General features: G+C 68.7%; 16 protein-coding genes. 15 read left to right on the top strand and 1 reads right to left on the bottom strand.

Features of this window, described 5'->3' with window-relative positions; all coding sequences use genetic code 11:
• Positions 1-131: 131 nt before the first annotated feature.
• The gene (locus tag VGT00_20060; protein ID HEV8533727.1) at positions 132-1,841 is read right to left on the bottom strand and encodes a tetratricopeptide repeat protein; all 1,710 of its coding nucleotides are present in this window, start codon (positions 1,839-1,841) and stop codon (positions 132-134) included.
• A gap of 165 nt (positions 1,842-2,006) precedes the next feature.
• Between VGT00_20060 and VGT00_20055 the strand changes: the two genes are divergently transcribed.
• The 15 genes from VGT00_20055 to VGT00_19985 form a co-directional block, all read left to right on the top strand.
• Complete coding sequence (locus VGT00_20055) at positions 2,007-2,669, top strand: tetratricopeptide repeat protein (protein HEV8533726.1); 663 nt, start codon at positions 2,007-2,009, stop codon at positions 2,667-2,669.
• Between the two features lie 10 nt (positions 2,670-2,679).
• Positions 2,680-3,243, top strand: a complete 564-nt coding sequence (gene efp, locus VGT00_20050; GenBank protein HEV8533725.1) for an elongation factor P — start codon at positions 2,680-2,682, stop codon at positions 3,241-3,243.
• A 127-nt stretch (positions 3,244-3,370) separates the two neighbouring features.
• Positions 3,371-3,850, top strand: a complete 480-nt coding sequence (gene accB / locus VGT00_20045) for an acetyl-CoA carboxylase biotin carboxyl carrier protein (GenBank protein ID HEV8533724.1) — start codon at positions 3,371-3,373, stop codon at positions 3,848-3,850.
• A gap of 15 nt (positions 3,851-3,865) precedes the next feature.
• Complete coding sequence (gene accC, locus VGT00_20040) at positions 3,866-5,200, top strand: acetyl-CoA carboxylase biotin carboxylase subunit (GenBank protein ID HEV8533723.1); 1,335 nt, start codon at positions 3,866-3,868, stop codon at positions 5,198-5,200.
• 192 nt (positions 5,201-5,392) lie between these two features.
• Positions 5,393-6,031 carry a thiamine phosphate synthase gene (thiE, locus tag VGT00_20035; GenBank protein ID HEV8533722.1) on the top strand — a complete coding sequence of 213 codons (639 nt, stop codon included), beginning with the start codon at positions 5,393-5,395 and terminating at the stop codon, positions 6,029-6,031.
• Positions 6,032-6,188: 157 nt separating this feature from the next.
• Positions 6,189-8,096, top strand: a complete 1,908-nt coding sequence (locus VGT00_20030; GenBank protein HEV8533721.1) for a tetratricopeptide repeat protein — start codon at positions 6,189-6,191, stop codon at positions 8,094-8,096.
• Complete coding sequence (locus tag VGT00_20025) at positions 8,093-9,889, top strand: tetratricopeptide repeat protein (protein ID HEV8533720.1); 1,797 nt, start codon at positions 8,093-8,095, stop codon at positions 9,887-9,889. Before VGT00_20030 ends, VGT00_20025 begins: the two co-directional genes overlap by 4 nt.
• A 102-nt stretch (positions 9,890-9,991) precedes the next feature.
• The gene (locus VGT00_20020) at positions 9,992-11,182 is read left to right on the top strand and encodes a branched-chain amino acid ABC transporter substrate-binding protein (protein HEV8533719.1); all 1,191 of its coding nucleotides are present in this window, start codon (positions 9,992-9,994) and stop codon (positions 11,180-11,182) included.
• Between the two features lie 75 nt (positions 11,183-11,257).
• Positions 11,258-12,229 carry a branched-chain amino acid ABC transporter permease gene (locus tag VGT00_20015; protein HEV8533718.1) on the top strand — a complete coding sequence of 324 codons (972 nt, stop codon included), beginning with the start codon at positions 11,258-11,260 and terminating at the stop codon, positions 12,227-12,229.
• A gap of 3 nt (positions 12,230-12,232) precedes the next feature.
• Entirely contained in the window at positions 12,233-13,504 is a 1,272-nt protein-coding gene (locus tag VGT00_20010) for a branched-chain amino acid ABC transporter permease (protein HEV8533717.1), read from the top strand.
• A gap of 1 nt (position 13,505) precedes the next feature.
• Positions 13,506-14,303: an ABC transporter ATP-binding protein gene (locus VGT00_20005; protein HEV8533716.1), complete on the top strand. Its 798-nt coding sequence runs from the start codon at positions 13,506-13,508 to the stop codon at positions 14,301-14,303.
• The gene (locus VGT00_20000; GenBank protein HEV8533715.1) at positions 14,296-15,000 is read left to right on the top strand and encodes an ABC transporter ATP-binding protein; all 705 of its coding nucleotides are present in this window, start codon (positions 14,296-14,298) and stop codon (positions 14,998-15,000) included. Before VGT00_20005 ends, VGT00_20000 begins: the two co-directional genes overlap by 8 nt.
• Positions 15,001-15,011: 11 nt before the next feature.
• Positions 15,012-15,473 carry a MaoC/PaaZ C-terminal domain-containing protein gene (locus tag VGT00_19995; protein HEV8533714.1) on the top strand — a complete coding sequence of 154 codons (462 nt, stop codon included), beginning with the start codon at positions 15,012-15,014 and terminating at the stop codon, positions 15,471-15,473.
• Between the two features lie 16 nt (positions 15,474-15,489).
• Positions 15,490-15,966 carry an MOSC domain-containing protein gene (locus VGT00_19990; GenBank protein ID HEV8533713.1) on the top strand — a complete coding sequence of 159 codons (477 nt, stop codon included), beginning with the start codon at positions 15,490-15,492 and terminating at the stop codon, positions 15,964-15,966.
• Positions 15,963-17,036 (top strand): FAD-dependent oxidoreductase (locus tag VGT00_19985; protein ID HEV8533712.1); only part of this gene is annotated, 1,074 nt, incomplete at its 3' end. The genes VGT00_19990 and VGT00_19985, both read left to right, overlap by 4 nt.

The following is a 17,036-nucleotide window of genomic DNA, read 5'->3' as shown; positions in this document are numbered from 1 at the left end:
CGCCGGCTTCGCCGGCGCAGTTCTCAGATTGCTCGCCTCGGACGGCGGGGCCCCAGCCCCGCGACGTCCTGCGGCTCGCACTGCGTCGGGGGGAGGCTTCGGAAGGGGGGCGGAGCCCCCCTCCGAGCTATCTAGCGGCCCAACCGTCGCTGCGCCTGCTCCAGATTCCTCCGCGCGTCGATCCAGTCGGGATTCAGCTCGACCGCGCGCAGGAACTGCTCGGCCGCTTCCCGTAGCTTGCCTTCCTGCGCCAGGGCGAGACCGAGGTTGTTTCGCGCTTCCGCATAGTCTGGATTGAGGCGGAGTGCTTCGCGGAAGTGCGAGAGCGCCTCGTCGCGCCGTCCCTGCACGGCCAGGGCGGCCCCGAGATTGTTGTGCGCCTCCGCGAAGCGCGGCCAGAGCCGGAGCGCTTCGCGGAAGTGCGGCACGGCCGCGGCGGGGTCGCCGCCCTGGGCCAGCATGAGGCCAAGGCTCAGATGGGCATCGGGATAGCCGGGACGGAGTCGGATGGCCTCGCGCAATTCCGCCCTTGCCTCGACGGGCCGGCCTTGGGCATTGAGGGCCGCCCCCAGGTTCGCGCGCGCGATGCCGGACCGCGGATCGACCTCCACGGCATGGCGCCACACCGTCTCATTGTCGCGCCAGATCTTCGCCTGCGTCCACGACAGCCCGCCGAGCACGGCGAGCAGGACGAAGGCGGCCAGCGCCGCCACGCGTCCGAGAGCGACCACGGCGGCCCCGGCGAGCAGCGACCAGCCAATGCAGGCCAGATAGCTGTAACGATCCGCGGCGATCTGGTAGCCAGACTGCACGATGCTGCTTGGGGGAAGCAGGATGACGACATAGCCTGCCCACGCGACCAGCACGCCGGGCACGCGTCGGCGGAGTGCCACCGCGCCCGCCGTGACGGCCGCCACCGTCGCCACGCTCGAGACGATCCGCCACTGCTCCAGATCAAGGGGCAGCCTGAGCTCGTAGAGGATGGCCAGATGCGTGGGGATGAGCGTCTTCCCGAGGTAGAAGGCGAGCTGATAGCCCACGATGGCCAGACGCCCGGACCATGGGAGAGCCTCGAGAGGAACCGGGCTGCCTCCGGCCAGCTGCGCCCACAAGGCAAGCGCGGAGGCGCCGGCGCACAGCGCGACGAAGGGCAGCTTTTCAAGCCAGACGCGTCTGGTCGCGGGACCCATCCAGCCCCCAGGTCCGAAGCCCAGTCGACGCAGCGGATAGATGTCCAGCACGAGCAGGATGACGGGCAGGCTCACGGCCATGACCTTGGACAAGAGCGCCAGTCCGCACAGGGCCACGGCCGTCCAGTACGGCCACGATCCGCCGCGCCCCTCGGCGGTCCGCGCCTCGCCGTACCTGAGATAGGCCCAGATGGCGAGCAGGAAGAAGAGCCCCGAAAGCACGTCCCGGCGCTCGGTCACCCAGGCCACGGACTCGACCCGCATGGGGTGCAGCGAGAACGCGAGGGCGGCCGCGAGCGCGCCCAGCCTCACCCGCATGCGGTCGGTGGTGAGCCGCTCGGGCAGCGAGAGCTGAAGGAGCTTCGAGGCGAGGGCATAGACCACGGCCGCATTGATCGCGTGAAGCAGGACATTGGTCAGGTGGTAGCCCAAGGGCCTCATCCCCCAGACGGCATAATCGAAGCCGAAGGAGATCCAGTTGAGCGGCATCCAGTGGCCCATGAGGCGGGTCGTGAACATCCACCGGAGATGGTCCAGGCTGAGTCCGCGGTAGTGAGGATTGCTCAGAAGCAGCGGACTATCGTCCCAGTCGATGAACCCATTGGCGAGGGCGGGGAGATAGCAGAGCAGGGTCAGACCGGCTACCCCCACGGGGAAAAGCCAGCGCCCCCGGTCAGGCCGGTCAGGCTGGCGGGGACGCGCCGAATGAGAGTCCGCGCTACCTTGCATCCGCGCGAGTCTGTCATGCCGCGCCAGAGGCGGCAAGCGGGGAAAAGCATTGACTCTCGCGCCTTTGGCGCATATAAAGGATGAGCCATGGCGAACCCGATCCCCCAGGTCGGAGGGGCCGTAGCCGCCCCCGATCCCGTGGCGGCCGGCGCAATCCGTCGCTACGAAGAGCGGCTCGCCAAAGACCCGGCTGGGCTGGCCTTTGCCCCGCTGGCTGACGCCTATCGCAAAGTCGGCAGGGCGCGAGAGGCCATCAGGCTCTGCCAGCAAGGCCTCGTCCGCTTCCCTCAGTACACGACGGCGCGCCTCATCCTGGCCAGGGCATATCTCGACGAGGGCAATGCGGAAGAGGCGCTCGGAGAGCTCGTCCGAATCCTGGAGGCGAGCCCGAAGGACACCCAGGCCCATCGCCTCGCCGCGGATATCCATCGCAAGGCCGGTCGGTGGAACGAGGCCCGGGAGCATCTCGAGCGCGTGGTCAAGCTCGAGCCGGGGGACCGCGAGGCGCGGCTCACCCTGGAGGCGCTCCAGGCGGGCGGTCGCGCCGGCGAGGGCTCGCCGCTCGGCCGCGTCCTCGAGGACGACACGTTCGCGACCATGAGCTTCGGCGCCCTCTGCCTCGAGCAAGGACTCCCCGACGAGGCGGCGCAGATCTTCCTGCGCCTCGTGAAGAAGAACCCGGGCGACGCCCGGGCCCGCGAGCGACTCGACGAGGCGCTCAGGGCCAAGAGCCAGAAACGGAAAGGTTGAGTGCATGCAGGTGTCCACGGCCGAATTCAAGAAGGGGCTCAAGATCCAGCACGACGGGCAGCCCTACACCATCGTCGACTTCCAGCACGTCAAGCCGGGCAAGGGCGGCGCCTTCGTGCGCACCAAGCTCAAGCACATGCGGCAGGGGCGGGTCATCGACAACACGTTCCGCGCGGGCGAAAAGGTGGAGCTCGTCGACTTCGACGAGAAGCACATGCAGTACCTGTACAAGGACGAGCGCTACCACTTCATGGACACGGAGACGTACGATCAGATCTCCCTGTCGCCGGACGAGGTCGGTGACGCGCGCGACTTCCTCAAGGAAAATACCGAGGTCGACATCCTGTTCATCGACGGCAGCCCCGTGACCGTCGAGCTCCCCAACTTCATGGAGCTCGCCATCGTCAAGACCGATCCGGGTATCCGCGGCGACACGGCCTCGGGCGGGTCGAAGCCGGCTCAGCTCGAGACGGGCGCCACCATCCAGGTTCCGCTCTTCCTCAACGAGGGTGACGTCGTGAAGGTGGACACGCGCAGCGCCGAGTACTTGAGCCGCGTGGCCACGGCCGGCTAAGGCATAAGCGAGTGATAGTCGTACCTAGCGAGCACGAACGTGGTGCTTCGAGCGCCGGCTTCGCCGGCGCAACCCTTATTGGGGGGAGGTTTCGGAAGGGGGGCAAAGCCCCCCTCCGAGCACGGTGATGGCCAAGGACCGGGGAACCATGGCAGGGATCCTGGCTCCGCGACGGTGGACGCCCGCGGAGATCGTCGAGCTCGCGGTCGCCCACGACCTCGCTGAGCTCGAGGTCGAGGCCGGAGGCATGCGCGTGCGCGTGGTGCGCCGTCACGCCGAGGCGGCCGCGCGACCCTCCGCGGCGGCGCCGCCGCCCGCGCTCACGCAGCCCGCCTCGGCCGTGGCCGCGGAGGCGGCGGCGGGCACCATCACGGTCGAGGCGCCCATGGTGGGAACCTTCTATCGAGCGTCGAGCCCCGACGCTCCGCCCTTCGTCAACGAGGGCGACACCATCAAGGAGGGCCAGACCCTCTGCGTCATCGAGGCCATGAAGCTGATGAACGAGATCGACGCGAAGCTCGGCGGCCGCATCGTCAAGGTCCTCGTCGACAACGCCCAGCCCGTGCAGTTTGGCCAGGCCCTGTTCTTGCTGGAGCCTCTCAAGTAACGGCGCTCTACGCCCATGTTCCACAAGATCCTCATCGCCAACCGAGGCGAGATCGCCCTGCGCATCCTCCGCACCTGTCGCGAGATGGGCATCCGTACCGTCATCGCCCATTCCCAGGCCGACGCGGGCTCCCTGCCCGTTCGCCTGGCTGACGAGTCCATCTGCATCGGCCCCGCCGACGCGCGCGCGAGCTATCTCAACATCCCCAGCATCATCTCGGCCGCGTCCATCACGGACAGCGAAGCCATCCATCCCGGCTATGGCTTCCTCTCGGAGAATGCCGCGTTCGCCGAGATCTGCCGCGCCTGCGGCATCACCTTCATCGGGCCCTCGCCGGAGGCGATACGGCTCATGGGCGACAAGGCGCAGGCGCGCGAGATGGCCAAGCAGGCGGGCGCCCCGGTGGTGCCGGGAAGCACGGGGCCGCTCGAGGGTGTGGACGAGGCGCAGACCCTGGCTGACGAGATGGGCTACCCCGTGGTGGTCAAGGCCGCCTCGGGGGGCGGCGGGCGCGGGATGCGCATCGTCCGCTCTCGGGAGATGCTGGCCCAGGCCTTCGCCACGTGCCAGTCCGAGGCCGCGCAGGCCTTCGGCTCCTCGGAGCTCTACCTGGAGAAGTTCGTGGAGGAGGCGCGGCACGTCGAGGTCCAGGTGCTCGGAGACAGGAATGGCATCCGGGTTCACCTGGGCGAGCGCGATTGCTCCGTGCAGCGACGGCACCAGAAGCTTCTCGAGGAGAGCCCCGCCTCCGCCATCTCCCAGACTACGCGCGAGGGACTGTGCAAGGCCGCCCTCGCGGTGGCCAACGCCGTCAACTACGTCTCGGCGGGCACCGTCGAGTTCCTGGTGGGGCGCGGGGGCGAGTTCTACTTCATCGAGATGAACACCCGCATCCAGGTCGAGCATCCCGTGACGGAGATGGTCACGGGCATCGACCTCGTGCGCGAGCAGGTCCGGATCGCCCTGGGCGAGTCGCTCGGCTACAAGCAGAGCGCCGTCCGTGTCTCCGGCCACGCCATCGAGTGCCGCATCAATGCCGAGGATCCCGAGCACTTCGTCCCCTCGCCCGGCACGGTGACGGCCTGGCTGCCCCCCGGCGGCCACGGTATACGCGTGGACAGCCACATGATGCCGGGGGCGTCGGTGCCGCCGTACTACGATTCGCTGATCGCCAAGATCATCGCGTATGGCCGGGACCGCGCGGAGGCCATCGCCCGGATGCAGCGCGCCCTGGCCGAGACGGTCGTGGAGGGCGTCAAGACGACGATCCCCTTCCACCAGAAGCTCCTCGCCGACCCCGTCTTCGTCTCCGGGGAGTACGCGCCGCCGCGCCTCGAGGTCGGTCTCTAGCGGGCTGTCCAAGTAATTCTCATGCCCTCGCGAGCAGGGGTGGTCCGCTTCGAGCGCCGGCTTCGCCGGGGCCATTCTCAGATTGCTCGCCTCGGACGGCAGGGCCCCAGCCTCGCGACGTCCTGCGGCTCGCACTGCGTCGGGGGGAGGCTTCGGAAGGGGGGCGGAGCCCCCCTCCGAGTTATCTAGCGCGTGACGCTGCCCACCCCCCTGTACGTCATCCTGGATAGGCAGGCTTCCGGGGGGAGGCGCCTCGACGAGCTGCTGGAGGCGGTGCTCGCGGGCGGCTGCCGGCTCGTGCAGCTGCGCGAGAAGACCATGCTGCCCGCTGAGCTCTTCCCGCTCGCCCAGGCCCTTCGCCGGCGCTGTCGACAAGCCGGGGCCCTCTTCATCGTGAATGATCGGGTGGATCTGGCTTTGGCCGTCGGCGCGGACGGCGCCCATGTGGGACAGGACGACATGCCGGCCCGCACCGCCCGCCAGCTCTTGCCTCCGCCCATGATCCTCGGCGTCTCGACCCACGATGCGGCCCAGGCGCGACGGGCGCGCGACGACGGCGCCGACTATGTCGCCGTCGGCAGCATGTTCCCGACCGGGAGCAAGGTCGGCTTCCAGCTCGTGGGACCCGACCTGGTGAGACGGGTACGAGCGGAGATTCCCGTGCCTCTCGTGGCCATCGGCGGCATCACCCCGGACAATGTCGGCCGGGTCATCGAGGCGGGCGCCGACGCCGCCGCCGTCATCTCCGCCGTATGCGGCGCGCCCGATCCGGCCGCGGCCGTCCGCTCATTCCTGGAGGCCATAGGCAAGGCCCGGAGTGACGCGCCGTGAGCTTTTCGAGCCGAGACGCTGCCCGCGGTTCGAGTTGAGCGATGGCCGGAGGCCGCCGCGAGACGAGGGCTGGGTCGATCCCGCAGGTGTGGCAGTTCGAGCTGAAGGGCAAAGCCCTGAGGCGAGGGCTGAGTAGATGAGCGGTGAGGCGAGGGGAGTGCTGAGATATGCCCCGACCCGACTGCTCTGGCCCGCGGGCATTGCCCTCGCGTCATGCGTGCCTTTCCTCCCCTCGCTTCAGGGCCAATTCCTCTACTGGGACGACGTGACGAACTTCCTGATGAACGAGGGCTATCGGGGACTCGGCTGGCCTCAGCTTCGCTACATGTTCACCACCACGCTCCTCGGCCACTGGATTCCCCTGACCTGGCTCACGCTGGGAGTCAACTACGCCCTGGGCGGCATGAATCCCTGGGGCTATCACCTGGGCAATCTCCTGCTCCACGCGGCCAATGCTGTCTGCTTCTATTTCGTGGCACGGCGGCTCCTGGCCAGCGCCTCCCGCGAGACGTCCCCAAGCGTGGCGGAGAGCGGGCCGGCCTGCGCAGGCGCCGCCTTCGCGGCCCTCATCTTCGCCGTCCATCCGCTGCGGGTGGAGTCGGTGGCCTGGATCACCGAGCGCCGCGACGTGCTCTCCGGGCTTTTCTTCCTGCTGTCGATCCTCTTTTACCTCCGCGCGGCAGAGGGCGGCGGGCTGATCGGCGGGCGGTGGCGAACGGCCTCGCTCCTGGCCTTTGCCGCCGCCTTCCTGTCCAAGTCCATCGTCATGACGCTGCCTGGTGTCCTCCTGCTCCTTGATCTGTACCCGCTGCGCCGCACGCATCTGGGCTGGCGCGCGCTTCTTCTCGAGAAGTGGCCATACGCGGCCATGACCGCCGTGGGCGCCGCCGTGACCATCCTCGCCCTGCGCGCCGGCGCCTCCCCTTCGGCCTGGAGTCAGTCGGGGGGGGGCGCGCGCATCGGCATCGTCGCCTATGCCTTCTGGTTCTTTCCCTCGCGCTGGGTCTGGCCGGTGGGGCTGTCGCCGCTCTACGAGCTGCCCTCGCGCGTGGACCTGCGGCAGGGGCGCTTTCTCGGGCCACTCCTGGCCCTCGTGATCGTCACCGCCTGTCTCGTCCTGCTGCGGCGGCGCGCGCCATGGGCACTCGCGGCCTGGGTCTACTCGGCCCTCGTGCTCCTGCCCGTGAGCGGGATCGTGCCCGCGGGCTTCCAGCTCGCGCATGACCGCTATAGCTATCTCTCGGGGCTGGGCTTTGCCCTCGTGGCGGGCGGTGCGCTGTGGGCACTCCTCCGCGCCGCAGCAGCGGGCCGCCTCGCCCCCCCGACGGCCGCCCTGGCTCTCGCGGTCGCGGGCCTGCTCGTCCTGGGTCTGGGCGCGGCCAGCTGGGCGCAAACCTGGATATGGCGCGACTCCGACTCGCTCTGGGAGCGCGCGGTGGCCCTGGACGCGGACTGCGTCGTCTGCGCCAATAATCTCGCCGCGGCCATCGTGCGGCGCCCAGAGCTCTCGCCGGCCATGATCGACAGGGCAGAAGCGCTCGTGCGCCACGCCATCGAGCTGCGCGCCGATCACTTCACCTCGTACGACACCCTGGGCGTCATCCTGACGCACCGCGGACTGACGGCCCAGGCCGAAGAGGCCTTCCGTCAAGCCCTGAGGCTGGCCCCCAATCAGGTCGGACCCGCGGCCAACCTCGGCGCGCTGCTGGCCAGACAGGGGCGCTATGCCGAAGCCTTGCCATTGCTGCGCAAGGCTGTGGCCACGCAGCCGGCGTTTGCTGGTCTCCAGCGCAATCTGGGCTATGCTTTACGCAACCATGGCATCGAGCTCGCGCGACAGGGCAGGCTCGACGAGGCGGTGCCCCTGCTCACCGCGGCCTCCCAGATCCTGACCCAGGACTCCGATACGCACCGCAATCTCGGCCAGGCGCTCGTGGAGCGCGGCCGGGGCGCCGAGGCGGTGCCCGTTCTCGAGCGGGCCCTCACCCTCGACGGCGGATCGGAGGCCACCCGGTTCCTGCTCGCTCAGGCGCGCCTCCAGGCGGGGCGGCCGCCCGCTCGATGACCCACGCGCGCCGCGCCCTCCTCCCCGCCCTCGTCTTCGCCGTCGCCTTCCTGACCTTCTGGCCGGGCCTGGGCGGAGACTTCGTCAACTGGGACGACTACGACAATGTCGTCAACAACCAAGGCGTCCACGGGCTCGGCCGCGCGCAGCTCGAGTGGATGTGGACGAGCGCCGTCCTGGGCCACTACATCCCGCTGACGTGGATGAGCTTCGGCTTGAACTTCGCGCTGGGCGGGCTCAAGCCCCGCGGCTACCACGTTCTCAACCTCCTCCTCCACGCGGCCAATGCGGTGGCCGTCTACTGGATAGCGCGTCGGCTCCTGAGGGCGGCACGCTCGCCCGACACCTCGGACGAGGTCGCTTCACCGGGGCCGGCGGACTTCGGCGCGGCCTTCGCCGCCCTGCTCTTCGCCGTCCACCCGCTTCGCGTGGAATCCGTCGTGTGGATCACCGAGCGAAAGGACGTGCTCTCCAGCTTCTTCTTTCTGCTCTCGGCCCTGGCCTATCTTCGAGCCGTCGCCGCGGAGACCATCCAGCCCGCGTGGAGAGCGCTCTCCCTGCTGGCCTTCGCGGCGGCGCTCCTCTCCAAGGCATCGGCCATGCCCTTGCCCGCCGTCCTTCTCCTCCTCGACGCCTATCCGCTGGGGCGGATCCGACGGCTCGGCTGGCGCCGCTGCCTCCTGGAAAAGCTGCCCTGGGCCGTGATCGGGGCGGCGGGGGCTCTCCTCGCTCTCACCGTCGTGCTCAAGGGCACCGGCGTCACGGGCTACGAGAGCTACGGCGTGGGCGCGCGTATCGCCATGACCGCCTACGCCCTCATGTTCTATCCGGCGCGCTGGCTCTGGCCCGTGCAGCTCATCCCGTTGTACGAGCTGCCGTCGCGGCTCGATCCCCTCTCCATCCGCTTCGTGGTCCCCATGATCGCTTTCGTCCTGATCACGACGGCCCTCATCGCGTTGCGGCGCCGGTGGCCGGCCGGTCTCGCGGCCTGGACCTTCTCCGTCGTGATGCTCCTGCCCATCAGCGGAGCCGTGCACTCGGGCCATCAGCTGGCCCACGACCGCTACAGCTATCTCTCGGGGCTGGGCCTGGCCTTGCTGCTGGGGGGCGGGCTCATGCGCCTCCTCTCCGCTGACCTCCGGCTCCGCCTAGGCCCCGTGATCGTGCGAAGCATCGCGCTGGGGGCCGCCGTGCTCGTCTTGATGCTGGGCGTGGCGACCTGGGACCAGAGCAAGATCTGGCAGGACTCCGAGACCCTCTGGCGCTGGGCCGTCGAGATAGACCCCGAGTGTGCCGTGTGCTGGAATAATTTCGGGACGTCCCTGACCGCGCAGAAGCGGCATCCCGAGGCGGAGTCCGCGTACCGGCGGGCCCTTCAGCTCAGGCCCACCCGCGCGACCGTGGCCAACAATATCGCCACGGCGCTCCACGGCCAGCGCAAGGACGTCGAGGCGGAGGCGATGCTGCGCCAGGCCCTCACGCTCGACCCGAACCTCACGGGCGCCCTCGCCAACATGGGAGCGCTGTATGCCCAGACCGGTCGCCTGACTGAATCGCTTCCGTATTTCCGCCGCGCCTGGGCCCAGGACCCGTACTTCGCGAATCTCGGCCGCGACTACGCGACGGCATTGCTCCGGGTCGCGGAGGCCGAGCGCGAGGCCGGCCGCACGATCCAGGCCATGGCGCTCTTGCAGGAGACGCTGCTCGTCTCCCCCGCCGACGCCGAGGCACGACGCCAGCTCGACGCCATGACGGCCATGCGCACCAAGGCCGCGGCCCGCACGGACCGTTGACCTCCCTCGCAAACCCGCTATAATGGCGCCGCTTGTCAACCGGTCGACCCGCACCGCGGGCCGACCCGCTTGAAGGCCGACCCGCACCGAGGAGGACACCGAATGAAGACCCTGCGATTCCGCCACCTGCTGAGCGCGCTGGCCGTCGCGGCACTGGTGCTGCCCGGCGCCGCGCCCGCGGATGCCCAGTCCAAGGGCACCATCAAGATCGCCACGCAGAGCCCGCTGTCGGGCGGCCAGGCGGCTCTCGGCGAGGGGATCAAGCTCGGTACGCAGCTGGCCGTCGAGAAGCTCAAGGGCAACCTCGAGAAGATGGGCTACAAGGTCGAGCTCGTGCCCTTCGACGATCAGGCCAAGCCCGACGTGGGGGTCGCCAACGCCAAGAACATCATCGCCGACAAGGACATCATGGCCGTGATCGGCCACTTGAACTCGGGCGTGGCCATTCCCTCGTCCGAGGTCTACAAGGAAGTCGGCGTGGTCATGATCTCGCCGGCCAACACCAACCCCGTGGTCACCGATCGCAACTACCCCAGCGTCAACCGCGTGTGCGGCCGCGACGACGTGCAGGGCGTGGTCGGCTCCGAGTACGCCCACTCCTTGAAGGTCAAGAGCGCCGCCATCGTCCATGACAAGACGCAGTACGGGCAGAGCATCGCCGAGTTCTTCAAGGCCGATGCGGAGAAGAAGGGCATCAAGGTGGTGGCCTTCGAGGGCACCGAGGAGAAGTCGAACTTCGACGCCATCCTCACGCCCATCAAGGCCAAGAACCCTGACATCATCTACTTCGGCGGCATCTACGATCAGGCGGCGCCGTTCTTCAAGCAGGCGCGCGAGAAGGGCGTCAAGTCCAAGTTCATGGGCCCGGACGGCATGGACTCCTCCGACCTGACGAAGATCGCGGGCAAGGCGGTGGTGGGCATGGCCTACACCTCGGCGGCGGGCCCCGCCTCGGCCCTGCCCAAGGCCAAGGCCTTCGTGGACGAGTACAAGAAGAAGTTCGGCAAGAACCCCGAGCCCTATGCCGCGGAGGCCTACGACGCGACGACCATCGCCATCAAGGCCATCGAGGACGCGGCCAAGGGCGGCAAGGTCACCCGCGAGGACGTGGCGGCGGCCGTCCGCAAGGCCAAGCTGGCCGGGATCACCGGGGACATCGCTTTCGACAGCAAGGGTGATCGGCTCAAGGCCCAGTACTTCGTGCTGACGGTGGCCAGCGACGACCCGGCAAAGTGGGGCGACAACAAGATCGTCAAGCAGCTCACCATCGCGCCGCCCGCGGCCAAAAAGTAGCGGTTCGGCGCCGTCGTCAGCGGGAAGGGCGGCGAGCCGCCCTTCCCGCGCTACCCTCCGTGGGACCCCGTGCCGATGGACTATGAGCTCCTGATCGGCATCTTCCCGCAGGTCCTCCTCGATGGCATCACCCTGGGCTTCATGTACGCCCTCATCGCCCTCGGCTACACCATGGTCTACGGCGTCCTCGAGTTCATCAACTTCGCGCATTCCGAGATCTTCATCGTGGGCGCCTTCGTGGGCGTGGAGCTGCTCCTGACCTTCAAGGCGGCCGGCTGGCTCGACGTTCTCCCCTGGGTCGTCGTGCTCGTGGTGGTCTTGCTGGTGGGCATGGCCGCCTCCGGGCTTCTCGCCGTCGTCGTCGAACGCACGGCCTACCGCCCTCTCCGCCACGCCCCCCGCTTGATCCCCCTCATCTCCGCCATCGGCGTCTCCTTCTTCCTCCAGGACGCCATCCGCCTCGTGGAGTCGATCTGGCGCAACGCCTTCAACCTCGTCTACCCGTCCATGGACGCGCTCAACCACCGCTTCGAGCTGACCCACACCATCGACGTCTCCGTGAAGTCGCTCGTGGTCATCGTGGCCGCCCTCCTCATGCTCTGGGGCCTGCACAACCTCGTCAACCGGACGAAGATCGGCAAGGCTATCCGCGCCGTCGCCGAGGACCAGGCCGCGGCCAGCCTCATGGGTATCAACGTCAACCGCATCATCTCCCTCACCTTCCTGATCGGCGGGGCCATGGGCGGCGGGGCGGGCGTGCTCTTCGGCGTCCAGTACAGCCTGATCAACCCGTACACGGGCTTCATCCCGGGGCTCAAGGCCTTCACCGCGGCCGTGCTCGGAGGCATCGGGAACATCCCGGGGGCCATGCTCGGGGGGCTCGTGCTGGGTTTGCTCGAGTCTTTCGCGGCCGCCTACCTCTCCCTCCTGACGGGTGGGGCCTTCGGGGCCGAGTACAAGGACATCTTCGCCTTCTCGATCCTGATCCTCATCCTGATCTTCCGGCCCAAGGGCATCCTCGGCGAGATCGTCAGGGAGCGGGCCTGACAAATGATCAAGTCGCTGCTCGACCGCCCCGTGCCGGCAACGATCCTCGTGGCCATGCTGCTCGCCGTCACCGCGTTGGGCGTGGCGAGGTTTCCGCGCTCCATCGTGGTCTTCATGCTCTTCCAGGCCTCGATCTTCCTCCTGTACTTCGCGCGCATACCCCGCTGGCTCAAGGTCTCGCTCACGGTGGTCGCTCTCGGCGTGCTCATGCCCGTGCTCGGGACCATCAATGCCTATTACATGGAGATCGCGATCCAGGTGGGGATCTTCGCGGCGCTCGCCCTCGGGCTCAACATCGTGGTGGGGCTGGCTGGGCTCCTGGACCTCGGCTATGTCGCCTTCTTCGCCGTGGGCGCCTACTCCTGGGCGATCTTCGGCTCGCCCCAGGCCAACCTGATCTTCGGCGGCAATGCCTTCCCGCTGCCCCCGTGGTGGTTCTTCGCCTTCCTCCTCGTGGGGGTCGGCGTGGCCGCGGGAGCGGGAATCCTGCTCGGCCTCCCCGTGCTGCGACTGCACGGCGACTACCTCGCCTTGGTGACGCTGGGGTTTGGCGAGGTGATCCGCGTGCTCGCCAACAATCTCGACAAGCCGATCAACATCACCAATGGGCCCAAGGGCATCACGCCCATCGGGCGACCGCCCATCTTCTTCGCCCCGCTCCTGCAGGCGCTCGGGATCGACCCGAACCCGAACGTCATCTATCCGCTCTACCTCTACGCCCTCGTGCTGCTCATCGTCGGCGTCACCGTGCTCGTCAACCGCCGGCTGGAGGACTCGCACATCGGCCGCGCGTGGGAAGCGATCCGCGAGGACCAGACGGCCGCCCAGGCCATGGGCGTGCCGCTCGTGCGCATGAAGCTCCTGGCCTTCGCCTGTGGCGCGTCCTTCGCGGGCGCCGTGGGCGTGCTCTTCGCGGCCAAGCAGGTCTTCGTCAACCCGGAGTCCTTCACCTTCATGGAGTCCATCGGCGTGCTCGCCATGATCATCCTGGGCGGCATGGGCTCCATCCCCGGGGCCATCCTGGGCGCGGCCGTGGTCACCGTGCTGAACCTCCAGGTCCTCAAGGGCCTCTCCCTCTGGCTCAACGAGCTGCGCAATGCCGGCGTGACGATCTTCGGCTACAGCCTCGCCAACCTGCCCACCCAGCTCGAGCCGGCGAAGTACGAGCGCATGGTCTTCGGCCTCATCCTCGTGCTCATGATGATCTTCCGGCCGCAGGGGATCCTGCCCGCGCGGCGCCGCACGCGCGAGCTCCAGGAGCCGGTGGAGCCCTGAGATGACGGCGCTTCTCGAGGCGCGCGGCATCACCAAGCGATTCGGCGGGCTGATCGCCCTGAACAAGGTCGATTTCATCCTCGAGGAAGGCCGCATCGCCTCCATCATCGGGCCGAACGGCGCCGGCAAGACCACGTTCTTCAATGTCTTCACCGGCCTCTACGTGCCCGAGGAGGGAACGGTGAGCTTCCGGGGCGCTCCTCTCCTGGGCCTCCGCTCCGATCAGATCACCGCGCTCGGCATCTGCCGCACCTTCCAGAACATCCGCCTCTTTCGCAACATGACGGCGGTGGAGAACGTCCTCGTGGGCATGCACGCGCGGGTGGGCACGGGCTTCTGGAGCGCGCTGTCGCGAAACCGGCGCTTCAAGACGGAGGAGGGGGCCCTCTGGGCGCGGGCGGCGGAGCTGCTCGACGTCGTCGGGCTGCGCGGCCGGGCCAACGAGATCGCCCGCAACTTGCCCTATGGTGACCAGCGCCGTCTCGAGATCGGCCGCGCCCTCGCCTCCCGGCCCGCCCTGCTGCTCCTCGACGAGCCCACGGCGGGCATGACCCAGGGCGAGGCGCGGAGTCTCATGGCCCTCCTGCGCCGCCTCATCGCCGACCTCGGTCTGACCATCCTGCTCATCGAGCACAACATGCGCGTGGTCATGGAAGTCTCGGATCACGTCACCGTCCTCGACTACGGCGAGAAGATCGCCGAGGGACGGGCCGTCGAGGTACAGAAGGACCCGCGCGTGATCGAGGCGTATCTGGGGCGGCGAAAGTGGACGCCCGCGGCAGGGGGCGGCCGTGCTTGAGGTGCGGGAGCTCCACGTCTCCTACGGCGAGATCCGCGCCCTGCGGGGCGTCTCCTTCGAGGTGCGCGAGGGGGAAATTGTCACCCTCCTCGGCAGCAACGGCGCGGGCAAGACGACGACCCTCCGCGCCCTCTCGGGGCTCCTGCACCCGCGCGAGGGCGATATCCTCTTCCAGGGTCAGTCGCTCCTCGGCGTTGCCTCTCATGCCATCGTGCACCGGGGCATCACCCACGTGCCCGAGGGCCGGCGCATCTTCAATCGGCTCACCGTCCTCGAGAACCTCGAGATGGGCGCCTTCACGCGCCGGGATGCCGGCGTGCGAGAGGACATGGACCGTGTCTTCTCGATCTTCGCGCGCCTCCAGGAGCGGCGCGCCCAGGTCGCGGGCACGCTCTCGGGCGGCGAGCAGCAGATGCTCGCCATCGGCCGCGCCTTGATGGCCCGCCCCACCCTCCTCCTGCTCGACGAGCCCTCCATGGGCCTCGCCCCCGTCCTGGTGGAGCAGATCTTCGAGACCGTCCTCGCCATCAACAAGCAGGGCGTGACCATCCTGCTCGTGGAGCAGAACGCGGCCATGGCGCTGTCCATCGCCGGCCGCGGCTATGTCCTGGAGACGGGCGGCATCGTCCTCGAGGGCTCCGCGAAGGACCTCGCCGACAACCCCGAAGTTCGCCGGGCCTATCTCGGCGAAGCGTGAGGAGACGCGACATGCGCACGCACGGACTGACCTACGAGGAGCACGAGGCTGGCGCCACCTACGAGACGACGGGGCGCACGGTGACCGAGGCTGATATCTGCGCCTTCGTCAACCTCTGCGGCTTCATCGAGCCGCTCTTCTACGACATGGAGTTCGTCCAGAGCTCCTCGGTCTTCAAGGGCCGGCCCGCCCCCGGCGCTTTCACCTTCTGCCTCTCGGAGGGGCTCGTCATCCAGACGGGCCTCATCCACGGCACGGGCATGTCGTACCTGGGCAGCGAGATCAAGATCGTGGCCCCCGTGCTCGTGGGCGATACCCTCCGCGTGCGCGTGGTCATCACCGAGAAGCGCGAGACCAAGAAGCCCGACCGCGGTATCGTGACCTATCGGCACGAGGTGCTCAACCAGCGCGGCGAGATCGTCCTCGAGGCCGTGATCAAGCGCATGATACGGCGAGGGCCCGCGAAGCCCTGACCGGGGAGGCCTCACCTTGAGCAGCAAAGGCCGAGTGGTCCAGATCAATATTTCCCCCGGGGGAGTCCCCAAGCTCCCGGTGGCCTCCGCCCGGGTGATCGCGAATGGGCTCGAGGGCGACGGTCACCGAGACCTCGAGCACCATGGGGGCCCCGAGCGGGCCCTCTGCATCTTCTCTCTCGAGCAGATCCGGGCCCTCCAGGTCGAGGGACACACGATCACGCCGGGCGCCATCGGGGAGAACCTGACCCTTGAGGGCCTCGACTGGGAGCGGGTCCAGCCGGGGGCCGTGCTCGAGCTCGGTGAGCGCGTGAGAATCGAGATCACCCGCTACACGAGCCCCTGCTTCAATATCAGGCCGAGCTTCCTCGGCGGAGACTTCGCCCGCGTGTCGCAGAAGCGACATCCAGGATGGAGCCGTGTCTACGCCAAGGTGCTGCAGCCCGGTACCATCAGTCAGGGCGATCCCGTCCGGCTTCTCGACTCTTCATGAGAGCGGCCGACGCCGTCATCATCGGCGGCGGCGTCACCGGCTGCTCGCTCGCCTTTCACCTGGCCGGGGCCGGCTTCGGACGCGTCCTCGTCCTGGAGCGGCGCTTCGTCGGCGCGGGCGGCACCGGCCGCTCCGTCGGCATCATCCGCCAGCTCTACCCGACGCCGGAGACCACCCGCATGGTCCTTCGCTCCCTCGAGGTCTTCGAGCATTTCGAGGAAGCCGTGGGTGGCGACGCCGGGTTCAAGCCCTGCGGGGTCCTCATCGGCGTCAGCGCCGCCATGCGGCCCGCGCTCGAGAAGACCCTGGCCCTTCAGCGAGGTCTTGGCGTCCGCGCCGAGATCCTGGAGCCCGCCGATCTCCACCGCCTCGAGCGGCGCATCGACCCCGCCGGGCTCGGGGCCGTGCTCCACGAGCCCGGCTCGGGATACGGAGACCCTCCCGCCGTCAATGCCGCCTATGCCGAGGCGGCGCGACGGCGCGGTGCCGTCATCGAACAGGGCGCGGAGGTGGCATCGCTCCGGCAGTCCAGCGGCAGGGTCACGGGCGTCGTCACCGCCGCGGGAGAGGAGATCTCGAGTCCGGTCGTGGTCAATGCCGCCGGGCTCTGGTCGCCTGCCGTGGCGCGGCTCGGGGGCATCGAGCTGCCCATCGTCATCGGGCGTCATCCCGTCTTCGTCGTGGCGCGCGATCCCAGCTTCGGTCCCGACCACATGGTCTACATGGATCTGGCGGGCGGCAGCTATCTTCGACCGGAGACCGGCGGCCTCACCCTGACCGGCTCGCTCATCGACGACGAGACCCAGCACCCCATGGATCCCGAGCTCCTCGGCGCCGAGCCTTCCTTCGACGAGGCGAGCGTGGCCCTCGAACGCACGAGCCGAGCGGTGCCGCGAATGGCGGACGCTCGCTACGCGCGCGGCTGGGCAGGGGCCTTCGACATCACGCCGGACTGGATGCCCATCCTCGACGAGACGGACCTCGAGGGCTTCTTCGTGGCGGCCGGCATGTCGGGCCACGGCTTCAAGCTCGCTCCGGCCGTGGGCGAGATGATGGCCGCGCTCATCTCG

It is taken from the genome of Candidatus Methylomirabilota bacterium, assembly GCA_036002485.1.
GTDB lineage: Bacteria > Methylomirabilota > Methylomirabilia > Rokubacteriales > CSP1-6 > AR37.
This window is presented reverse-complemented; position numbering and strand designations above follow the sequence as displayed.